Here is a 19,688-nt window from a genome sequence, read left to right on the forward strand (position 1 = left end):
AAGTGAGCTTTATTGTGATACAAAACGTGACATGGCATATTATTAATGCCAAAATTTTAGATGTCTTTAATCTACGATTCGATGATACGGAACTATGGATTGATAAAAATCAAATTATTTACCGTGGTCATAGGTCAGATCTAAGTGCCATACACACATTTGATGCTCAAGGACAATATATCGTCCCTGGATTAATCGATGCGCACGTTCACATCGAAAGTTCTCTACTCGCACCCAGCGAATTCGGTAAACTCGTGTTATCTCATGGTATTACACGTATCTTTGCTGACCCACATGAAATTGCGAGTGTCTCTGGGGTTTCAGGAATCCAGTACATGCTAGAAGATGCGCGTCAATCGCCGTTACACATTCACTATATGTTACCCTCTTCGGTACCAGCCACACCATTTGAACACGCTGGTGCTACCTTACATGCAGATGCGCTCAAACCTTTTTATAGTGTGCCAGAAGTTAATGGTTTGGCGGAAGTAATGGATTTTCCTGCGGTATTTAATGAAGATGAAGATATGCATCAAAAAATTGTTGATGCCCAATCTGCTGGCAAACACGTTGATGGTCATGCTTCCGGTTTATCACGTCAACAGCTTGCCAGTTATCGTAAATACGGTATTGATACAGATCATGAGAGTGAAAATGCGCAACAGGCACTTGAACGCTTAAATGCAGGATTTTCAGTTTTTGTACGAGAAGGTACTGTAGAGCGTGACGAAATTGCTATTTTACCGGCAATTCATACAGCTAACCAGTCACATTTTTCATTTGCCACTGACGATAAAACAGCAAATGATATTCAAAATGAGGGATCCATTGATTTTAGCGTCAAATTAGCTATTAAACATGGCATGGAACCAGCTATGGCATTTACAATCAGTAGTTACAATGCTGCACAAGCGCAACATATACAAAATGTTGGCGCTCTGACAGATGGCTTTGTGGCTGACTTAGTAGTTATCGACAAACTAACTGATTTTACTGTCCAAAAAACAATGGTTAATGGTGAATGGTATACAGCTCCTGAAACCACAGTAACCCCCTTGGCTAACCAGCAACTTAATTTTTCTCTTAGTGCAGCAGACCTCACTTTACCCATCGATGCAACCAAACCCGCTCACGTCATTAATATTATGCCGCACCATATTACAACAGAGCATTTAGTGGAACACGTCCCTACAGTTGATAATCTTTTTACACCCGATGACATTTATGCTAAAATAATTGTTGCAGAACGCTACCATGATCTGGGACACGGTATTGGCATTATCAAGGGATTTGGTCTCAAGTCAGGCGCAATTGCATCAACGATTGCTCATGATTCTCACAATGTCATTATTGCAGGAACCAATGATGCAGATATTATTTTAGCAGCCGATACATTACGTGAAATTGGCGGTGGCCAGGTTGTCGTGAATAACGGAGAAATCACCAAACTTCCCTTGGCTATTGGCGGTTTGATGTCTGATCAGTCATTCCAACATGTCATTAAGGCTAATAAAACATTACAACAAGCTTTTTCTAATATGAGTGATATTTCCTATGATCCTTTTCTAACGCTGTCATTTATGGCCCTACCTGTTATTCCTAGTCTAAAAATAACGGACCAAGGCTTATTCGATTTCAATCGTTTTTCATTCATACAAATTCAGGATTAATTATGCAAACACTTAGTATCTCTCCAGAAAAATTACTCACAGTTTTAATTGGTAAACCGATCGATATTGCTATTGATTATACCGGTTTGCTACTACTCGCGGCTGAAAAAAATACCAAAAATAACTTACCTTCTGAAATGGCTGGCGCCATTGTTTACTATGATAATCAAACAATTACCTTTGTTTCTCTTGTACACCCAATCAGCATACCAACAAAATTAGGTTTATTTACCACAATAGACACAAAAATCCATCGTGAACCTTATAATTGGTTTGGACCACAGTCTTTAGTCATTGAAAAAAAATTAGCCGATTTTTCTAAAAATTATAATGGTCCGATCACCGAGACAGGCGATATTCCTCGTGGCCTTATCCCAAATAATATTGCTGAACCGGCTATTTTATCTGATCGTTACTGGCTGGATTACACAAAGTTTGTTAACGATCCTAGTGGCCTTTTCGCCAGTCAAATTAAACCATTATTTAAAAAAACAAAAATAAAAAGTCGTTCTTGAGAAACATATGTTTCTCAAGAACGACTTTTTAATTAAAACCAATTGATTAACTAATCATGCTCAACGCCTGAACTACCGTCACTAATATTCACACGACGTGGACGTGAACCGTCTGCTGGACCAATATAACCACCCGCCTCTAAATCATCAATCAAGCGTGCAGCACGATTGTATCCAATACGAAACCGTCGCTGAAGCAAAGATGTGGATGCTTTCTGTTGCTCAACGATAAATTGAATTGCTTCTTGAAACAATTCATCTTCGCTGTCACCTTGACTAGCATTTTCGCTAGTATCTTGCGCAATTTCGTCATCAGTCACAGTCATCGCCTCTGAATATTGCGCTTCCTGTTGCGCCTTAACAAATTCCACCACATTAGTGACATCTGTATTACTAATAAATGCGCCTTGTACACGTTGTGTCGGTTTGCCTGGCGGTGCAAAAATCATATCTCCCTTACCTAACAATTTTTCGGCCCCATTACTATCCAAAATTGTGCGTGAATCAATACCAGAGGCTGTTCTAAATGCTATACGTCCAGGAATATTGCTTTTAATGGTACCATTAATAACTTTAACATCTGGCCTTTGTGTTGCTAAAATCATATGAATACCAGCTGCACGTGCTTTTGCCCCCAAACGTGCAATTGACACTTCAATCTCAGAACCCACCGTACTCATCAGATCGGCGAATTCATCAACAATAGCCACAATATAAGGCATTTTTTGCATAATTGAGGCACCAGATGTTTTTGCCTCGGAATTTTGTTTATCAACTGCTAAATTATATTCCCCAATATTACGTTTACCAAATTGTGCGAGTAGCTTATAACGGTTTTCCATTTCATCAACCACTTTTTGTAGTGATCGAGCTGCTTTACGTGGATCAGAAACCACGGGTGTCAAGAGATGTGGTATACCGTTATAAACAGATAGTTCAACTACCTTTGGATCAACCATCATTAACTTGACTTCGTTTGGTTTTGCTTTTAGTATCAGTGAAATGATGATTGCATTTAACCCAACTGATTTACCTGATCCTGTCGAACCAGCAATCAGCAAATGAGGCATGTCTGCTAGGTTAGCCATAATGATGTTACCAGTGACATCACGACCTAATGGCACATTAAGCAAGTGTTTATCATCTTTGGGTGCCTGTTCTACCATGTCTCGGAAGCTTACAGTTGCTTGCGTATCATTGGGTACTTCGATACCAACATATGGTTTACCAGGAATTGGCGCTTCAATACGTATTGACTTCGCTGCTAAAGCCAATGCCAAATCATCTGCTAAATTAGCAATGCGATTAACTTTTACACCTTGTCCTGGCTTCAGTTCATATTGTGTAACCGTTGGCCCAAGTGAAACACTTGTCACCTCAGCTTCAACACCAAAACTTAATAATGTATCATGAACCAATCGTGATTTTTCAGTTAAACTTTGAAATTCTTGTGTTTGATCAGTCGGTGCCACTTGCGTTAACAAATCAAATGTCGGTAACTTGTAATCTGGATTATCTGTTGCTGGGGTACCGGTTGCCAGTTCAACTGACTCCTCATCAGATGTTGTTGATGTCTCATCATTTGTTACTGGATTATCTATTTGCTTCTCAGGCAGATCAACAACTGGTTTATTTTCAGACGTTGGTCCTTGCCATTTGATTTCCGGTTCAACAAAATCAGCTACTTTAGGTGACACCTGTTCAGAATTTTGCCTACTTAGTTCCGACGCATCCGCATCCACTGTTTTATGAACACCAAGTGGATCATCCCCATAATCAGTAATATCTTTTTTAGGACGGTTATTTTTTTTGAATAGTGGTGGACGAGCTGGCATATTAGCACGTTGCTCCTGAACGTAGGCTACACCCTCTTGTGCTTTTTCAATACCTTTTTGTGTCAAATCACGAGCTGGAATACGGAAGAAAATAATAATGCCGCTGAATAACAAAACAATGGTCACAATCCATGTCCCAATATTTGACATTAAAGTAAATAATAAATGATACAGCGCTGCACCAATGACACCACCACCTACCGGTGTGTTAGCTGATTTATTAACAAAATCTTGACCAATAATACGCAGTACTTCTTGCGTGTAGCCTTGACCATTTTTCAATGTGTACGTAAAAAATAATAGTGATGACATAATGAGTAAAGAGGTAAACATCATCAATAAGCCGAACCAAAAATGTGTCGCGATTTTAGGCAATTTTTTAAATACAAAGTAATAAATAAGACCTGCTGTTAATGGTACTAAAAACCCAAGATACAAGTTACCGAAGAAAAAACGGAAAATATTCGCAATATATGAACCTAGTAAACCTAGCCTAAATATACCTAACACACCAAGGAGTGCGCTCGCTAAAATAGTAACATTTTTACTCACAATACTGCCTGTGCTTACTTTTCTTCGTGATCTTGTTGTACGTCGCTTTTGTGGTGCTTTTCGAGTTGCCAATTATTTTCACCTTTAAGATTAATTAATTCCTGATACTTCATTTTATCACGAAATTCAGGCAAACAGCTATGCCTTTCGATTTTACAAGCCGTTAATATAATATAAAAAGTCGCAACCGAAGTTGCGACTTGATATAGCTCGTGAGAGAATCGAACTCTCGATTCCGCCGTGAAAGGGCAGCGTCTTAGCCACTTGACCAACGAGCCATGGTCAGTGTAATTTCATTGCTGAAACAACTATACTAGAATACCAAGAAATAAAATAACTGTCAAGAACTATTTTAACTTATCTTGTTCATAAGTATGAATCGTATCCAACTTGGGAAACGCTTGTTGTCGCAAGGCTTCATACAAAACAATTGCTACCGTATTTGATAAATTCAATGATCGAATATGTGTATCATTTTGTGGAATACGAATGGCCTTTTCTGGATTTTGTCGCATAAACACTTCTGGAAGGCCTGTCGTCTCCTTACCAAACAAGAAATAATGATCTCCCTCAGTTTCACCATAGTTTGGTTGTGTATAATCCATATTCGCAAATTTTGATACTAAGTAAAGATGATCTTGTTCACCTAAAGTATCTAAAAAATCAGGTAAACTATCATGCTTAACTAACTGCACATGCTCCCAATAATCTAGTCCAGCGCGTTTAACATGCTTATCATCGAGATCAAACCCCAACGGCTCGATCAAGTGCAAAACAGCATTAGTTCCAGCAGTTGTACGTGCTATGTTACCAGTATTTGCCGGCATTAATGGTTCAAACAATACGATATGATTTGTCATCTTAACTCTTCTTCCACTTCTACTTCATCTTTATAAAAATCAGAATTGGCGCGCCACCAAGTAAATAATCGTGTCACAATAACTTTTGCAACAGCATACGTTGGTACAGCTAATATTACGCCAAGCACCCCAAAAATATGGCCGCTACTCAATAAAACAACAATGACAGTGACAGGATGAATAGACAAGGCTTCACCCAATATTTTTGGTGCAATTACATGCCCTTCTATAGGTTGCTCAATAGCCAAAACAATAATGGCTAATAATAGTAATTTTGGTCCCCCAGCTATTAAAGCAACTGTCCACACTGGCACTTGTGCTATGATTGAGCCGACATATGGTATCATGTTGAAAAAACCTGCCATCAAAGCGAGCAAAATACCATATGGCAAACCAATAATCGTAAACCCTATACTGAACATAATCGTCACTGCAAAAGCCACACCAAGCTGTCCACGAATATATTGCGCAATTTGTTTACTGATGTCACTCAATAACTCCTGAAGTGAGTGTTTTGCTTTTGGGGGAAATTTTTCAGCTATAAATCCTGAAAATTTATGACCATCCAATAACATATAATACAAAATAAACGGTGTCGCCACGGCCGTGATACCAACAGTTGTCAAAGTGGATGCAAATGAACTAATTCCTGCCACGCCACTAGTCAGGTACTTGCGACTCCAATCAATCATATTTTGATTAATATCAGTGTTTGTGTTATTTAAAAACTCACGAACAGGCGCAAATTGACTAGACTTAAACGTTTCATTAATGAAGCGTTGACTGGTATGCCAATATCCAGGCCAATTGTCTATAAAAGTGACCACTTGGCTACGAAGCACCAATACAACTAATGTAATAATACCACCTGCTGCTGCAAGTAGTAATATTAAAATTAATCCAATCGATAAATTACGAGGTAATCGTGTATACTTACTAATAAATTTAACAGCTGGGCTTAAAAGATAATACAGTACACCAGCAATCAAAATAGGTGCGCCAACGGCTGTAAATAGTGCACGAACGGGTTCTAAAATAAACCGTACCTGCCACCCAAGAAATAGAATGAGTAGCAAGAGCAAAATAACAAGTAGCCCGTTGAGTAGGTTATTTCCTGAAAACCAACGTCTATACCATAATTGTTCTTCTTTGTTTTTTAACACAAGTTCCTCCAAGTTATGAATTGTTTTAAATCATCTAACCATGTTCTAATCAATCAATATGAATGATACTGTTACCTTATATATTACCATATTTCAAACAACTGATGGCGTGAAAACACCGTTATATTGTCACGAAAGTAGTCAAATATGATAATATTAAATTATCTTATATTTTTAGAAAGAATACTTATGCCTACAACAGCCACAGCACATACTAATATTGCATTTATTAAATATTGGGGTAAAAAAGATGCGCGCTTAAATTTACCGACAACCAGTTCTTTATCCCTAACACTCTCACAATTTTATACAACAACAACAGTCACACAAAACACCGACAAAGATCAACTTGTTTTAAACGGTGAGCTAGCCGACCCTACTAGAATACATCATTTTTTAAATACAATACGTGATATCCTTGGTGATTTTCCTGCTGTGACAGTCACTTCAGAAAACCATGTGCCAACCAGTGCAGGTCTAGCCTCTTCGGCTTCATCTTTCGCTGCGCTAACAGGTGCAGTAACAAGAGAAATGGGATTTGATTTGTCTAATCAATCCTTATCTCGGTTAGCACGCCGTGGATCTGGTTCCGCCTCACGATCGTTTTACAGTCACTTTGCTATCTGGCATGCTGGTATGGATGATGCCTCATCTTTTGCTGAAAGTTTAAATGCCCCTGACATGCCGATTGCCCTTGTCGTTGCCGAAGTGTCCACTTCAGCAAAGAAAGTGAGCTCAAGTGATGGCATGCAACGTGCAATCACTTCACCAAACTACGATGATTGGCTCAACCGCAGCGCGACACAATTTATGGATATGCAGTCTGCCATTCAACAATCAGACATCGAAAAAATTGGTACGCTTGCTGAAGAAAACGCTTTAGCTATGCATGCGCTTAATCTCACTGCACGCCATAAACCATTCACCTATTTCACGCAAGAAACCCAACAAATACTTGCCCTAGTATCAGATTTACGACGACAAGGGATCCTAGCCTTCGCAACAATGGATGCTGGTCCAAACGTCAAAATTATAACGACTTTAAATGATGCACCAAAAATTGTTACAGCACTACATTCTGCTTTACCATATATCCATCTCGAAACTGCTACAAGCGGATCAGGTATTACCTATGACTAAAGTTAATATTCCAGGTAAACTCTTTTTGGCAGGTGAATATGCGATTACACATCCTGGCAATACTGCTATAATTGCTACAATAACAACTGGTTTAACCATTGAGATACAGGATGCCCAGAAGAACCTATCTGTTGCCAAGTCAAACACAATTACAAAGTATTGGCAGTTTCAAATGGGTGTCACAGAAGACCAATATACTGATGACTGGCGTTATGTCCGTGCAGCCATTAAACTACTTGATGACTATGTCACTAACCATCAGATCCATTCTCATCTAAATAATGTTAACATTACTATTTCAAGCCATTTAAATAGTAAATCTGGTAAAATCGGACTAGGCTCTTCGGCAGCAGTTGTTGTTGGCATCATTGAAGCTTTGGATAGACACTTCCATCTTCAATTACCAATCTTGACGCGATTTAAATTAGCTGGTTTAGCCCATTTGCATGTCCAAAAAAATGGCTCATTAGGTGATATTGCAGCAATTACTTACGGTGGTATCATTGCTTACCAAAGTCCAGATTTGTCCTTATTGCCACACATCAACCAGCAGTGGCTTAACCCAGACATTGTTGACATGGCTTGGCCGTCTCTAGACATTATCTCGTTGCCATGGCCCGTAAATTGGCAAATACTACTTGGTGCTACACATGAATCAGCAGACACCAAGGTAGCTATTTCACATACCCAATTAACACCTCAATTTTTATCTCAAAGCCAACAAATTGTTCAAGAATTAATTAACACGATTATTGACGTTAATTATCATAAATTGACCATCAAATTACGTGCTAATCAAACACTGCTTACCAATCAACTGCCTACAGGCTATGTCACACCAAAGCTCGCCTTTCTACTGACTACCTTAGGCGATACTGCTGGTAAAATTAGTGGTGCTGGCTTTGGTGACAATGGATTTGCTATCCTTAACAGTCATAATGACATTTTAGCGAATACTTGGAAATCTTACGGTATTGATGCACAAATTATCAGTATTTCACCACAGAAACGGGGCTAATAATGCAGGAATCTAAACAAGCTCATCGAAAAGATGAACATTTATCACTTGGTGTTAACCTCTGGCGTCAAAGAAAGCATGTACAAATCGGGGCAACCTTTGAAGATGTCAGATGGTTACCTGAAACATTCCCAGAAATGGCGGTGACAGATGTTGACGTGAGCACCACCCTTTTTAATCACCAGTTCAAATGGCCATTTTATATTGAAGCAATGACCGGTGGGTCTAATTTAACTGGTCGTATCAACGGTCAACTTGCTGAAGTAGCAAAAAAAACAAATTTAGCAATGGCAGTTGGTTCACAATCTATTGCCCTAAAAGAACCAAATGCTGCAGAAACATTTAAACTTGTTCGCAAAAATCATCCAAATGGCTTTCTAATTGCTAACTTAGGTGCTGATCATCCCATCAAAAATGTCCGATCAGCCATTGATATGATTGATGCTAATGCGATTGAAATGCACGTTAACGTCGCACAAGAACTCGTTATGTCTGAGGGCGATCGCAAATTTTATTGGTTAGATAATTTAGCAACCATTATCGCCAAATCACCTGTACCAGTTATTGTTAAAGAAGTTGGATTTGGTATGAGTACAACTGCTTTTAATACACTTAAAGAGCTAGGCCCCGCTGCTATCAATGTTGGTGGTGGTAATGGCACGAACTTTGCAATTATTGAACGACGCCGTAATCGCCAGCCTGATTCGTTTAATATTGATCACTATGGTTTGTCTACAGTCGAAAGTTTGTTGTCTGCGAAACTGGTGCACAACCAGATACCTCTCATTGCAACGGGCGGTATTCAATCGGCTAACGACATTGTCACCAGCCTCATGCTTGGAGCAACAATGACTTCAAGCGCTGGCTTTATGCTGGAAACACTCATGGACCAAGGGCAAATAGCACTTATTAAACAAATTGAAGAGTGGCAACTCGCCTTACCGCGACTTTTTACACTATTAGGTGCAAAAAATAACACCTCACTACAAAAAAAAGACCGGATTTACACGCCGGCTCTTGAAAATTTTATATCACAACGAAAAAACGCGAACTTGTAAAGTTCGCGTTTTTTATTAATTAAAAATTTTCAACCAAAGTGACTTTATTTCTACCTTGAAGCTTGTATAAAGCCAATCCCAGAACAAACCCAATTAACGTTGTTGTTAACCATTCTAACCCAACGTTAGCCATTGGAATCGTATTGACATACCATGTTAAAAATGGTTTGAGTAACGCTATATTAAATGGTAAATGCTGAATACCATCAATAATTGCTGGTATAAATGTTAAAATCATTGTTGGTAAATAAACGATGCGTGCTTGATTGAATAATGGTGAGGCAATCCCTAAAATAATCAAGGCAATAGCAATTGGATATAAGAACATTAACAATGGTTCAGCCCAGCTGATAATCGTATCCAGCCCAAAATTTGAAGCACCAAATGACAAGCCAATTGTCAAAATTAACCACGAACGATACGAAACCTTCGGAAAAATGCGATGAAAATCTTGTGCAAATGAAGCCGTCAACCCAATTGCAGTTGTTAATACTGCTAGTGTCCCCATCACTGCTAAGAAAGCACTACCAAAGTCACCTAAATAATACATCATGATTTGCGTTAGCGCAACTGTGCCGTTTTCTGAGAACTTAAATTGTGACAATGATGTCGCGCCTAATAAGATTAACCCAACATAAACAATAGCTATGCCCAAAATAGCAATTAATCCAGTTTTAGCAGTAATTTTTGAAATAACCGCACTTTGTTGGAAACCCATCATTTGGATGGCACGAACAATTGTGATACCGAAGGCTAACGCGGCTAACGCATCTAATGTGTTGTACCCTTCCAAAAAGGCTGATGAGAAAGCTTCGGTTTGATAAGCTGCATTGGCAGCGTGAGATAAACTACCCATTGGATGGAGGATAGCTAATAAAAAGATCAATAGCAGTAATATAATGAAAAGTGGATTAAGATATTTTCCAATATATTTGGTAATATTTTGTTCTCGTGAACCAATCCAAAATACTAAGGCAAAAAAGATAGCAGAAAACAAAAACAATCCAACACCTTGTGCTTGTTTTGGCAACCAATTAGAAAAACTGAGTGAATAAGCAACTGTTGCAGTCCTAGGTGTCGCTATCATAGGTCCTAATGATACGTGCGTTGCAATTAGGAAAAATATTGCAAATCCACGACCAACTGGTTTCGCGATATCATAAATACCAGCGGATCTCGTTTGAGAAAGCGCAATCAATGCTAACCATGGAATAATAATAGCACTCATTAGGAAACCAGTTGTCGCTATCAGCCAATTTTGCCCAGCTAACTGGCCTAAATGTACAGGGAAAATCAAATTTCCTGCACCAAAGAACATCCCAAATATCAGTGATGATAATAATAATGTTTTTTTAAAATCTAATTTTTCTTTCATATCTATTCCTCGAAGTCTTATCTTGTAATTTATGGCATTTTATGTCACATTTTTGTGTGACTCGATACAAACCACCTACTGACTTTTCCATTATTTCTCTCCTCATTGAAATGATACTAGCTAATTTAGAACAAAGAAAAACCCGTTGTATGCCATAAAGACATACAACGGGCGAATTATCGCGGTACCACCGTTTGCATTAACAGGTTAATCACCTGAAATCTCTTAATTGCGGGTATATTGTACAAGTACCGACAACCATACGATGTAACGGTCGTAACCGGTTAGCACAAAGAATAACCCTTTGTGCTAACTTTCTCCAGAACTACTTTCAAGCAACTTATCTGACACCTTTTCACTTAACGGTGTTCCCTCTTCACAGATATAATTGTTTTACTCTTTCCTTCATTGAAAATGTTAACTTGAATACCATTTTACATGAATCTAGCACATTGTCAATCAAAATAAGACAAAAATATTAATCCTTAGCTCGCTATATATTATTTAATCAAATCTAATTTATCAAAATCTATGACAGCGATAACTGGTAAATTACGGAAAAAATTATTATAATCCATGCCATAGCCCACCAAAAATTCGTCAGGAACATCAAGACCAAAATAATCTACTTCAAAATCAACAACACGTGCCGCCTTTTTATCAGCTAAGGCCACGGTGGTAACACTTGAAGCACCTTTTAGGTTAAAATAATTGTTCAACCACTGCATGGTACGACCGGAATCAATAATTTCATCTACCACTACCACATCGCGACCAGTTAAATCCATACTGACGTCGTGAACAACTTTAACCTGACCAGTTGATTCATTCCCAGAATAACTTTTAACATCAATAAAATCAAAATCAACATCAAGCGGCATTTTACGTAATAAATCTGTGGCAAAAATAACCCCGCCTTTAAGTACTGCAATAAAAATCGGACGCTGCGCATGATCTTCAAATTGTGCTGTTAACTCATTGGCAACACGTTGTACCTGAGCTTGAATGTCCGTCTCAGTTGCTAAAACTGTTTTAATAGCTGGATGATTAATTAATGACCTCATGCTAAACCTACTCTCTTAAAAATTTCATCAATATAGCGCAGGTGATAGTGGTAATCAAAAGCATCATCAATTTGATTTTTACTTAAATGTGACGTGATCATCTTGTCGGCATCGACAAGATCTCTAAACATTAAACGTTCATCCCACGAACGGGCAGTTAAGGGCTGTACAGTATCATAAGCTTGTTCTCGTGACAATCCAGAATCGATTAAGCTAAGTAGTAGCCGTTGTGAGTAAATCAATCCGTAAGTGCGATCCATATTTTGACGCATTGTTTCAGGAAATACACCTAAGTTATTCAAAATGCCTGTATGGCGATGCAACATATAATCTATAATGGCCGTTGCATCAGCTAAAATAATGCGTTCTGCAGAGGAATGAGAAATATCACGTTCGTGCCATAACGTCACATTTTCTAAAGCAGTTACAGCGTATCCGCGTAAAACACGTGCCAAACCAGTAATATTTTCATCGCCAATTGGATTACGTTTATGTGGCATCGCTGACGAACCTTTTTGTCCCTTAGCAAACCCTTCTTCAACTTCATGTATTTCTGATCGTTGCAATGACCTAATTTCTGTCGCCAACTCTTCCATCTGCGTACCAATTAATGCGATTGTTTGAATATAATCTGCATGTAAATCGCGTGGTAAAACTTGCGATCCAATGGGCTGTGGTGTTAACCCCAGTTCCTGCATCGCCACTGCTTCAACATACGGTGGCACATTAGCAAATGTCCCGACAGCGCCAGATAACTTGCCTGTTTCAACCTCAGCCGCCACACGATCGAAACGTTCAATAGCACGCGTAGCAGAGGCATAGAAGCGGGCCATTTTCAAACCGAAGGTTGTTGGTTCCGCATGAACCCCATGTGTACGTCCCATCATGACCGTATTTTTATACTTCAAAGCCAATTTTTTAATCGCATCACGCCACGCTTGTAAATCTTTTTTAATAATGATATTAGCTTGCCGTAATCGTAACGCCTGAGCAGTGTCAACAACATCAGTTGATGTTAAACCATAATGAATCCATTTACGTTCATCACCTAATGACTCTGATACATTACGTGTAAATGCAACAACATCATGACGCGTTGACAATTCAATTTCAGCAATACGTGCCACGTCAAATGTCGCTTTAGCGCGAATTTTTTCTAAATCCTCTGCTGGAATGTGCCCAGCAGCCACCCAGCCAGCATCAACAGCAACTTCGACATCGAGCCAGGTCTGATATTGATTTTGCGTCGACCAAATATCACGGAGTTCTTGACGAGAATAACGTTCTATCATTTTTAGATTCCTTTTTTGTTTTATTTTTGTTAATAGTAGCGTTACGGTTAAAAGTTATCCCACCATCATTAAAACGGCACCATTGCCATAACCAAATCTTCTCTATATATTGTAACAGTAAAACCACTCTTTGCGTTCGCAATTTTATGAGCTTTATCTCACAAAATAAAATAATGTTCGTTTTTAGCGAACGCTATCATGCTTTTTTTAATAAAAGACGAACATTAATAATGTAACCGTTTTATTCAATAATGGTGCGTGTTGCTTTAACAACAAATCTTGATATTAAAAACGCTACGGTATACAACATCGCAATCGCCCCAAACACAACTTGATATGACATACCGAGGCCATGGACAATGAAACTAGCCAGTTGGTTACCCGACAACCCAGCCGCAGCCCATGCAGTGAGCGTCATACCATGAATTTTTGAAATTGCTTTCATACCAAAACGATCTGCCAATAAGGGTGGCAACGCTGAAAAGCCACCACCATAACCCGCATTAATCAAGAAAAATGTCGTAACAATCACAATTATTTCAACCGTACTCGTCTGAGGTGCGAAATAAGTCAGTAATACCATGATTAAGGACATCAAAAATATTAACTGATATACTGTATTACGATCCTTTAGTCTATCAGAAAACGTCGCAAAACCAATACGACCAGCGGCGTTGAAAAACGCATCAATACTCATAATTGTCGCAATAGCCGTCACTGAAAACGCCATTGTGCCACCTGTTTGTGTAAGTCCTGTCAAAATATCTTTTTCCTGTGAAATAATTGCCAGTCCTGCCGTTATATTAAGATAAAACATCAGCCAAATACCGATAAAATTAGTATTTTTAACCAGAGCCATTGGATTGAAGCGATGTACTAAAGGTTGTTCATGCCATTCTAACGGCTTTCTAATCAGTGCAACTGCAGTCAGCATCATGACAGCAAACACACCAGCTAAAATCACAAACATCTGCCATAACCCAACATGTGTTTGTAAGGCCATCATGATTGGCGAGAAAACCATTTTTGCTAATCCAAAGCCAGCAACCGCAAGCCCTGTCCCTAACCCTTTATTATCCGAAAACCACAGCATCAAATTTTTAACTGGCGTTAAATAACCAATACCTAATCCTATGCCCATCACAACACCATAAAAAATATAAATACCAATTAATGATTTTTGTTGAATACTGATTCCTGTACCAATCATGCCAATCACAAAAAACGCTGTTGATAATAGTGCTGATTTTTTGATATTACGTTCCACAAAATGACCCAGTGCTGCTGCCGATAACCCTAAAAATAAAATTGCAATCGAGAACGCCCACTCTACTTCTGGCACACTGGCACCTATTTGATCCGCCACTGCTTGTTTAAAGACACTCCATGCATATACTGTCCCAATACTGCCGTGAATTAGTAAGGCAGGCAAAGCCGCTCGTAACCATTTATTTTCCATGATATGTCAACATATGGCAGTATGTACATGGTTTCAACGACTATCTGCCACACGCTTTTCCTCTCGATTTCTGTTATTTTTATTTATTCAACGCAAGTACAAATAAATTGACATCATTTAATAATAAAGTAGCGAATTTTTTGATGTCATCAAATATAGAGCAGTTGATTTAAGACAAACGCTTTTCTTGATGATAATTGATAGGTAACCATTCTAAAACATGTTCAATTTGTTTATCCCAGTAGTACCATTCATGCTCACCTGGACTGGTTTCATACGTGACATTGTAGCCTAGGTCACGTATTTTGGGGATCGTATTTTGATTCATCTGGTATAAATAGTCTTGTTCACCAATCCAAGCATATAAATGCGGTAATTGTTGATGTGCTTGCGCTTGTTTTTTAGCCAGCGCAATGACATCATTTTCTGACCCTATAAAATCATCCAGATCACCAAAAACACCTTGCCAATACGCTGCACTTTGCCAAGTTTCCCGTTCAGGAAAGTTTGGGTCTCCCATGAGTGCCCCAGACAATGATGCAGCGTAACTAAACTGATTCCCGTTAAAAGCCATTTTGAACGCACCATAACCTCCCATCGATAAACCAGCTACAAAATTTTTCTCTCGCTTTGTTGAGATTTGAGGAAATAATTCTACTACTTTTTTGGGCAATTCAATTGATAGTGCATCAAAGTAAGCCATCCCATATTTCGTATTCGTATACCAAGCTAAATCAGTGGATGGCATAACAATTGCAATTGGCGTTTGGCGAATCAGACGCTCAATACTGGTTCTTCTTTGCCAAATTGCTTGATCGCCAGACATACCATGTAGCAGGTATAACACCGGAATATCTGTTAACGTCTCGTTTTTCCAATCAGGATTATGATCAGATAGCTCAGGGAGTATCACATTCATCATCCGATCCATTCCCAAAATTTTTGAATAATAATTAACTTGTAAAAACGCCATAGAACTCCTTATCTCATTTAATTTTCTAAGAGTTGATTATCAAGTTTAAAATAAGCCAGTAATGACACCCTGTTCGTCAATATCAATATCAAACGCTGCAGGGTGTTTTGGCAATCCTGGCATGGTTAAAATATTACCAGTCATAGCCACAAGAAAACCTGCACCCAATTTAGGCACAAACTCGCGAACACTGATAACAAAGTCTTTCGGTGCACCAAGTTGCGTCGCATTATCAGATAAAGAATATTGTGTTTTTGCCATGATGATAGGCAATTTATCCCAACCCCGTTGCTTAAATTCTGCCAATTGCTTTCGTGCCTTTGGATCTAATTCAACTTTTTTACCCCCATAAATCGTCTGAACAATCGCATTCAATTTATCAATAGCTTCATCTTCAGGCTGGTATAATGGTGTGAAATCAGACTCCTGCTCAACTGTTTCTATCACGGCTGAGGCTAGTTCTTGCGCCCCAGCACCCCCTTTGGCCCAAACTTCTGTTGTATAAGCCGTTGCGCCAAATTGACCAACGTAGTCCTTAATGGTTTGTAATTCCGTCGCAGTGTCTGCGGTGAATCGATTAATTGCTACAACAATTGGTACCCCGTAACGTCCCATGGCTGTTAAATGTTGCCCAAGATTTTCCAAACCAGTAGCAAGCGCACCCACATTTTCTGTGTTTAAATCTGCCAATGCCACACCGCCATGATGCTTTAATGCACGCACCGTAGCAACCACAACAATCGTATCCGGCGACTTGCCAAGTAATGGTACTTTCACATCCAAAAATTTTTCACCACCCAAGTCAGCGCCAAATCCAGCCTCTGTAACTGCATAATCTGCCAATTGAAGCGCTGTTTTAGTGGCCAAAAGGGAATTAGTTCCTTGGGCTATGTTGGCAAATGGTCCACCATGAATGATGGCTGGTGTATGGGCAATTGTTTGTACAAGATTAGGCTTAATCGCATCTTTAAGTAGGACAGTCAGTGCACCAGCGACACCTAGGTCTTTGACTGTCACCGGATTTTTTTCATATGTATAACCAACAACAATCCGAGCAATACGTGCTTTCAAATCCATTAAGTCTGTTGACAATGTTAAAATGGCCATCAATTCCGATGCCACAGTAATATCAAAACCATCTTCACGTGGTACACCAGAAGTTGGTCCGCCCATACCAATAGTCACATGCCTGAGCGCACGGTCATTAATATCCAACACGCGCTTCCACAAAATACGTCTCGGGTCAATATTCAATGGGTTTCCTTGCTGTAAGCTATTATCCAAAACAGCAGCTAATGTGTCATGTGCTGACGTTAAAGCATGAAAATCGCCAGTAAAATGTAAATTGATGTCAGCCATCGGCAAAACTTGAGCATAACCACCACCAGTGGCGCCACCTTTCATGCCCATAACAGGACCAAGCGACGGTTCACGGAGCGCAATCATAGTTTTTTTGCCAGCCAGTTGTAACGCATCAGCCAGTCCCACTGTGACAGTTGATTTTCCTTCACCTGCAGGCGTGGGATTAATTGATGTCACAAGAATTAATTTACCAAGCTTTTTTTTACGATCAACCGTTGGATCTAACGTTATTTTCGCCTTATCATACCCATAAGGCATAATTTCATGTGCCTTAAGGCCAACACGAGTTGCAATTTCAGTAATCGGTTTAATTTCGGCTGCTTGCGCAATTTCAATATCTGTTTGCATGTTGACTTCCCCTTAATTTAGATCTATCCATTATTTTAGTATTGTATCAATATTTTCAGCATTATATACCACTTAAAATATTCACAATGTTTGTCATTCCTTATGCACTGCTTGATAGGCAATATCATGTCGATATCGTAATTCTGTATCTAGACTATCTATTTTATTATAGACTTTTTGTTGCGCATATGTAGCTGTTTTGTCATGACCAATAATTGTCACGACACGACCACCATTTGCCCTTCCTGCTTTCACACCTGCAAAATTAATTGTCAATGGTAACACATCTTCCGCCAGTGGTACGCGTGCACCACGTATTGGTGCCTCGGGGTATCCTTCTGACACTAAAACCACCCCAACATAAACATCGTCAACTTGCCACTCGGCCGCTGATGATCGACCATTCAGTAAGTCTAAAATTAATGCATAAAAATCACCAGTGTACTGTGGCAAGACAACTTGTGCCTCAGGATCACCAAATCTCACGTTGAATTCGATGACCTTTGGACCCATCTTAGTCAACATCACACCAGTGTAGAGCACACCGGTAAATGGTGTCCCCTCTTGTTGCATTGCCCTAATTGTTGGTGCCACGAGTTCTGAAATTGCCTGTGATTTTGTGATTTCACTAATCCAACGTACTGGACTATACGCACCCATTCCACCAGTGTTTGGTCCTTTATCCTGATCAAAACGGCGCTTATGGTCTTGTGCCAATGGTGCATGTACCATTGCCCCATTTGGACCCACAAGCGTAAAAATAGAAAATTCAACACCTTCAAGATATTCTTCAATCACTAACACGGCAGTTGGATTACCTTGATACAAATGAGTTAAATACGTCACAGCTTGTGCCTCATCAAAAATAATGGTGACCCCTTTACCCAATGCTAAGCCATCTAATTTAAATACAATAGGTAATCCAAACGTTTTTAATACATGCTCTGCTGCTGCTAGAGAATGAACTGTTTGAGACTTTGCAGTCGGAATGTCGTACTTTTGTAAAAGCTCATTTGTGAATGATTTTGAGCCCTCCAATTGCGCTGCTGCCTTAGAAGGCCCAAAAATAGTTAATCCCGCTGCTTCAAATAAATCAACAATGCCTAAAGTCAGCGGTTCTTCATTCCCAACAAATGTCAAATCAACTGCCTGTGCTAACGCAAAATTACGCAAAGCGGGTAAGTTTGTCGCTGCGATGCTTTCACACTGTATCCCCGAATCAGTCATACCATCATTTCCAGGTGCGACAATTACCTGACTGACCTGCTGACTACGCAAAAACGTCTGCGCTAAAGCATGCTCGCGTGCACCGGAACCAATAATCAATACTGTTTTCATCGTATCCTCTAGCCTCTTAATATCATATTATAAGTCTAGTTTATCAGATTTAAACACTACTTTGTTCGTTTATAAATTATATTTTTCTCAAAAAACAAAAAAACGTTCGTTTTTTACGAACGTTTATCTAATATTTATGATCTTATCCGAACGTTTGGAATGTATCCGGTTACAACCAAGTTGTTTGACGCCGGCCCTCGATTGATGCACTCAGTGCCAACTCACTAATTTCCAGTGTATCGAATACCGGTAACATTTCCATGAATGTTTCTGGCGTTTGCATATTTTTTAAAGCATCACGCGTTGTCCAAAATATTTCACCCTCACGTCCAGAATGAATCTCACCTTGATAATTCGTCGCCTTAAATAGCATGACAATATATCGTGCACCATCTTGTATTGGCCATTCTTTTATACCAACTAATGTTGGATTTATCACTGTCAGGCCAGTTTCTTCATATGCTTCGCGAATAACACTTGCTACAATTGTTTCGTTAGTTTCAATATGGCCACCTGGAAAAGTAACACCCGGCCAAGATGGATTTTTTCGATCCTCAACCAAAACTTCCTTGGTCGTTGAATTTTCAATCATAATCATATTCGTTAATTCAACAGGTATTGTTCTTGACATGTGCATTCCTCTGTCAAAAATTATAACATAAAATG

The 19,688-nt window shown here is 39.2% G+C and carries 16 protein-coding genes, 1 tRNA gene and 1 other annotated feature; of the genes, 5 read left to right on the forward strand and 12 right to left on the reverse strand.

All coding sequences use genetic code 11. The features are described from left to right. The first annotated feature begins 14 nt into the window (after positions 1-14). Together ade and LKI_RS01905 are read left to right on the forward strand one after the other, a co-directional pair. Positions 15-1,670 (forward strand): adenine deaminase, encoded by a 1,656-nt coding sequence (gene ade, locus LKI_RS01900; RefSeq protein ID WP_013102445.1) that lies wholly within the window; start codon positions 15-17, stop codon positions 1,668-1,670. 2 nt (positions 1,671-1,672) lie between these two features. Then, positions 1,673-2,185 (forward strand): hypothetical protein, encoded by a 513-nt coding sequence (locus LKI_RS01905; RefSeq protein ID WP_013102446.1) that lies wholly within the window; start codon positions 1,673-1,675, stop codon positions 2,183-2,185. Positions 2,186-2,235: 50 nt separating this feature from the next. Here LKI_RS01905 and LKI_RS01910 read toward each other — a convergent pair whose 3' ends face one another. The 4 genes from LKI_RS01910 to LKI_RS01925 form a co-directional block, all read right to left on the reverse strand. Next, positions 2,236-4,644: an FtsK/SpoIIIE family DNA translocase gene (locus tag LKI_RS01910; protein WP_013102447.1), complete on the reverse strand. Its 2,409-nt coding sequence runs from the start codon at positions 4,642-4,644 to the stop codon at positions 2,236-2,238. Positions 4,645-4,778: 134 nt separating this feature from the next. Then, positions 4,779-4,850, reverse strand: a tRNA-Glu gene (locus tag LKI_RS01915). A gap of 69 nt (positions 4,851-4,919) precedes the next feature. After that, positions 4,920-5,432 (reverse strand): tRNA (cytidine(34)-2'-O)-methyltransferase, encoded by a 513-nt coding sequence (locus tag LKI_RS01920; RefSeq protein ID WP_013102448.1) that lies wholly within the window; start codon positions 5,430-5,432, stop codon positions 4,920-4,922. Further along, positions 5,429-6,595 carry an AI-2E family transporter gene (locus tag LKI_RS01925; protein WP_013102449.1) on the reverse strand — a complete coding sequence of 389 codons (1,167 nt, stop codon included), beginning with the start codon at positions 6,593-6,595 and terminating at the stop codon, positions 5,429-5,431. The genes LKI_RS01920 and LKI_RS01925 overlap by 4 nt, the downstream gene beginning before the upstream one ends. Before the next feature lie 189 nt (positions 6,596-6,784). Here LKI_RS01925 and mvaD point away from each other — a divergent pair, with 189 nt between their 5' ends. The 3 genes from mvaD to fni are packed head-to-tail and all read left to right on the forward strand — an operon-like array spanning position 6,785 to position 9,811. Then, positions 6,785-7,735: a diphosphomevalonate decarboxylase gene (gene mvaD / locus LKI_RS01930; RefSeq protein ID WP_013102450.1), complete on the forward strand. Its 951-nt coding sequence runs from the start codon at positions 6,785-6,787 to the stop codon at positions 7,733-7,735. Further along, positions 7,728-8,753 carry a phosphomevalonate kinase gene (locus tag LKI_RS01935; RefSeq protein WP_013102451.1) on the forward strand — a complete coding sequence of 342 codons (1,026 nt, stop codon included), beginning with the start codon at positions 7,728-7,730 and terminating at the stop codon, positions 8,751-8,753. Before mvaD ends, LKI_RS01935 begins: the two co-directional genes overlap by 8 nt. A 2-nt stretch (positions 8,754-8,755) precedes the next feature. Next, positions 8,756-9,811, forward strand: a complete 1,056-nt coding sequence (fni, locus tag LKI_RS01940; protein ID WP_013102452.1) for a type 2 isopentenyl-diphosphate Delta-isomerase — start codon at positions 8,756-8,758, stop codon at positions 9,809-9,811. A 19-nt stretch (positions 9,812-9,830) separates the two neighbouring features. Here the strand turns inward: fni and brnQ are convergent, their stop codons facing one another. The 8 genes from brnQ to LKI_RS01980 all read right to left on the reverse strand — a co-directional run bounded on the left by brnQ (position 9,831) and on the right by LKI_RS01980 (position 19,653). Continuing rightward, positions 9,831-11,186 carry a branched-chain amino acid transport system II carrier protein gene (gene brnQ, locus LKI_RS01945; RefSeq protein WP_013102453.1) on the reverse strand — a complete coding sequence of 452 codons (1,356 nt, stop codon included), beginning with the start codon at positions 11,184-11,186 and terminating at the stop codon, positions 9,831-9,833. A 164-nt stretch (positions 11,187-11,350) separates the two neighbouring features. Further along, positions 11,351-11,604 (reverse strand) — a binding site (T-box leader). Positions 11,605-11,686: 82 nt separating this feature from the next. After that, complete coding sequence (gene hpt, locus LKI_RS01950; RefSeq protein ID WP_013102455.1) at positions 11,687-12,250, reverse strand: hypoxanthine phosphoribosyltransferase; 564 nt, start codon at positions 12,248-12,250, stop codon at positions 11,687-11,689. Then, positions 12,247-13,542, reverse strand: a complete 1,296-nt coding sequence (gene purB / locus LKI_RS01955; protein WP_013102456.1) for an adenylosuccinate lyase — start codon at positions 13,540-13,542, stop codon at positions 12,247-12,249. Before purB ends, hpt begins: the two co-directional genes overlap by 4 nt. Before the next feature lie 241 nt (positions 13,543-13,783). Beyond that, the gene (locus LKI_RS01960; RefSeq protein WP_013102457.1) at positions 13,784-15,001 is read right to left on the reverse strand and encodes an OFA family MFS transporter; all 1,218 of its coding nucleotides are present in this window, start codon (positions 14,999-15,001) and stop codon (positions 13,784-13,786) included. A gap of 169 nt (positions 15,002-15,170) precedes the next feature. After that, positions 15,171-15,974 (reverse strand): alpha/beta hydrolase, encoded by an 804-nt coding sequence (locus tag LKI_RS01965; protein WP_013102458.1) that lies wholly within the window; start codon positions 15,972-15,974, stop codon positions 15,171-15,173. 45 nt (positions 15,975-16,019) lie between these two features. Then, positions 16,020-17,684 (reverse strand): formate--tetrahydrofolate ligase, encoded by a 1,665-nt coding sequence (locus LKI_RS01970; RefSeq protein ID WP_013102459.1) that lies wholly within the window; start codon positions 17,682-17,684, stop codon positions 16,020-16,022. Positions 17,685-17,777: 93 nt separating this feature from the next. Beyond that, positions 17,778-19,022: a phosphoribosylamine--glycine ligase gene (gene purD, locus LKI_RS01975; RefSeq protein WP_013102460.1), complete on the reverse strand. Its 1,245-nt coding sequence runs from the start codon at positions 19,020-19,022 to the stop codon at positions 17,778-17,780. Positions 19,023-19,191: 169 nt separating this feature from the next. Then, the gene (locus tag LKI_RS01980; RefSeq protein ID WP_013102461.1) at positions 19,192-19,653 is read right to left on the reverse strand and encodes an 8-oxo-dGTP diphosphatase; all 462 of its coding nucleotides are present in this window, start codon (positions 19,651-19,653) and stop codon (positions 19,192-19,194) included. Between the last annotated feature and the right edge of the window lie 35 nt (positions 19,654-19,688).

The sequence above is a fragment of the Leuconostoc kimchii IMSNU 11154 genome, assembly GCF_000092505.1.
Taxonomy (GTDB): Bacteria; Bacillota; Bacilli; order Lactobacillales; family Lactobacillaceae; genus Leuconostoc; species Leuconostoc kimchii.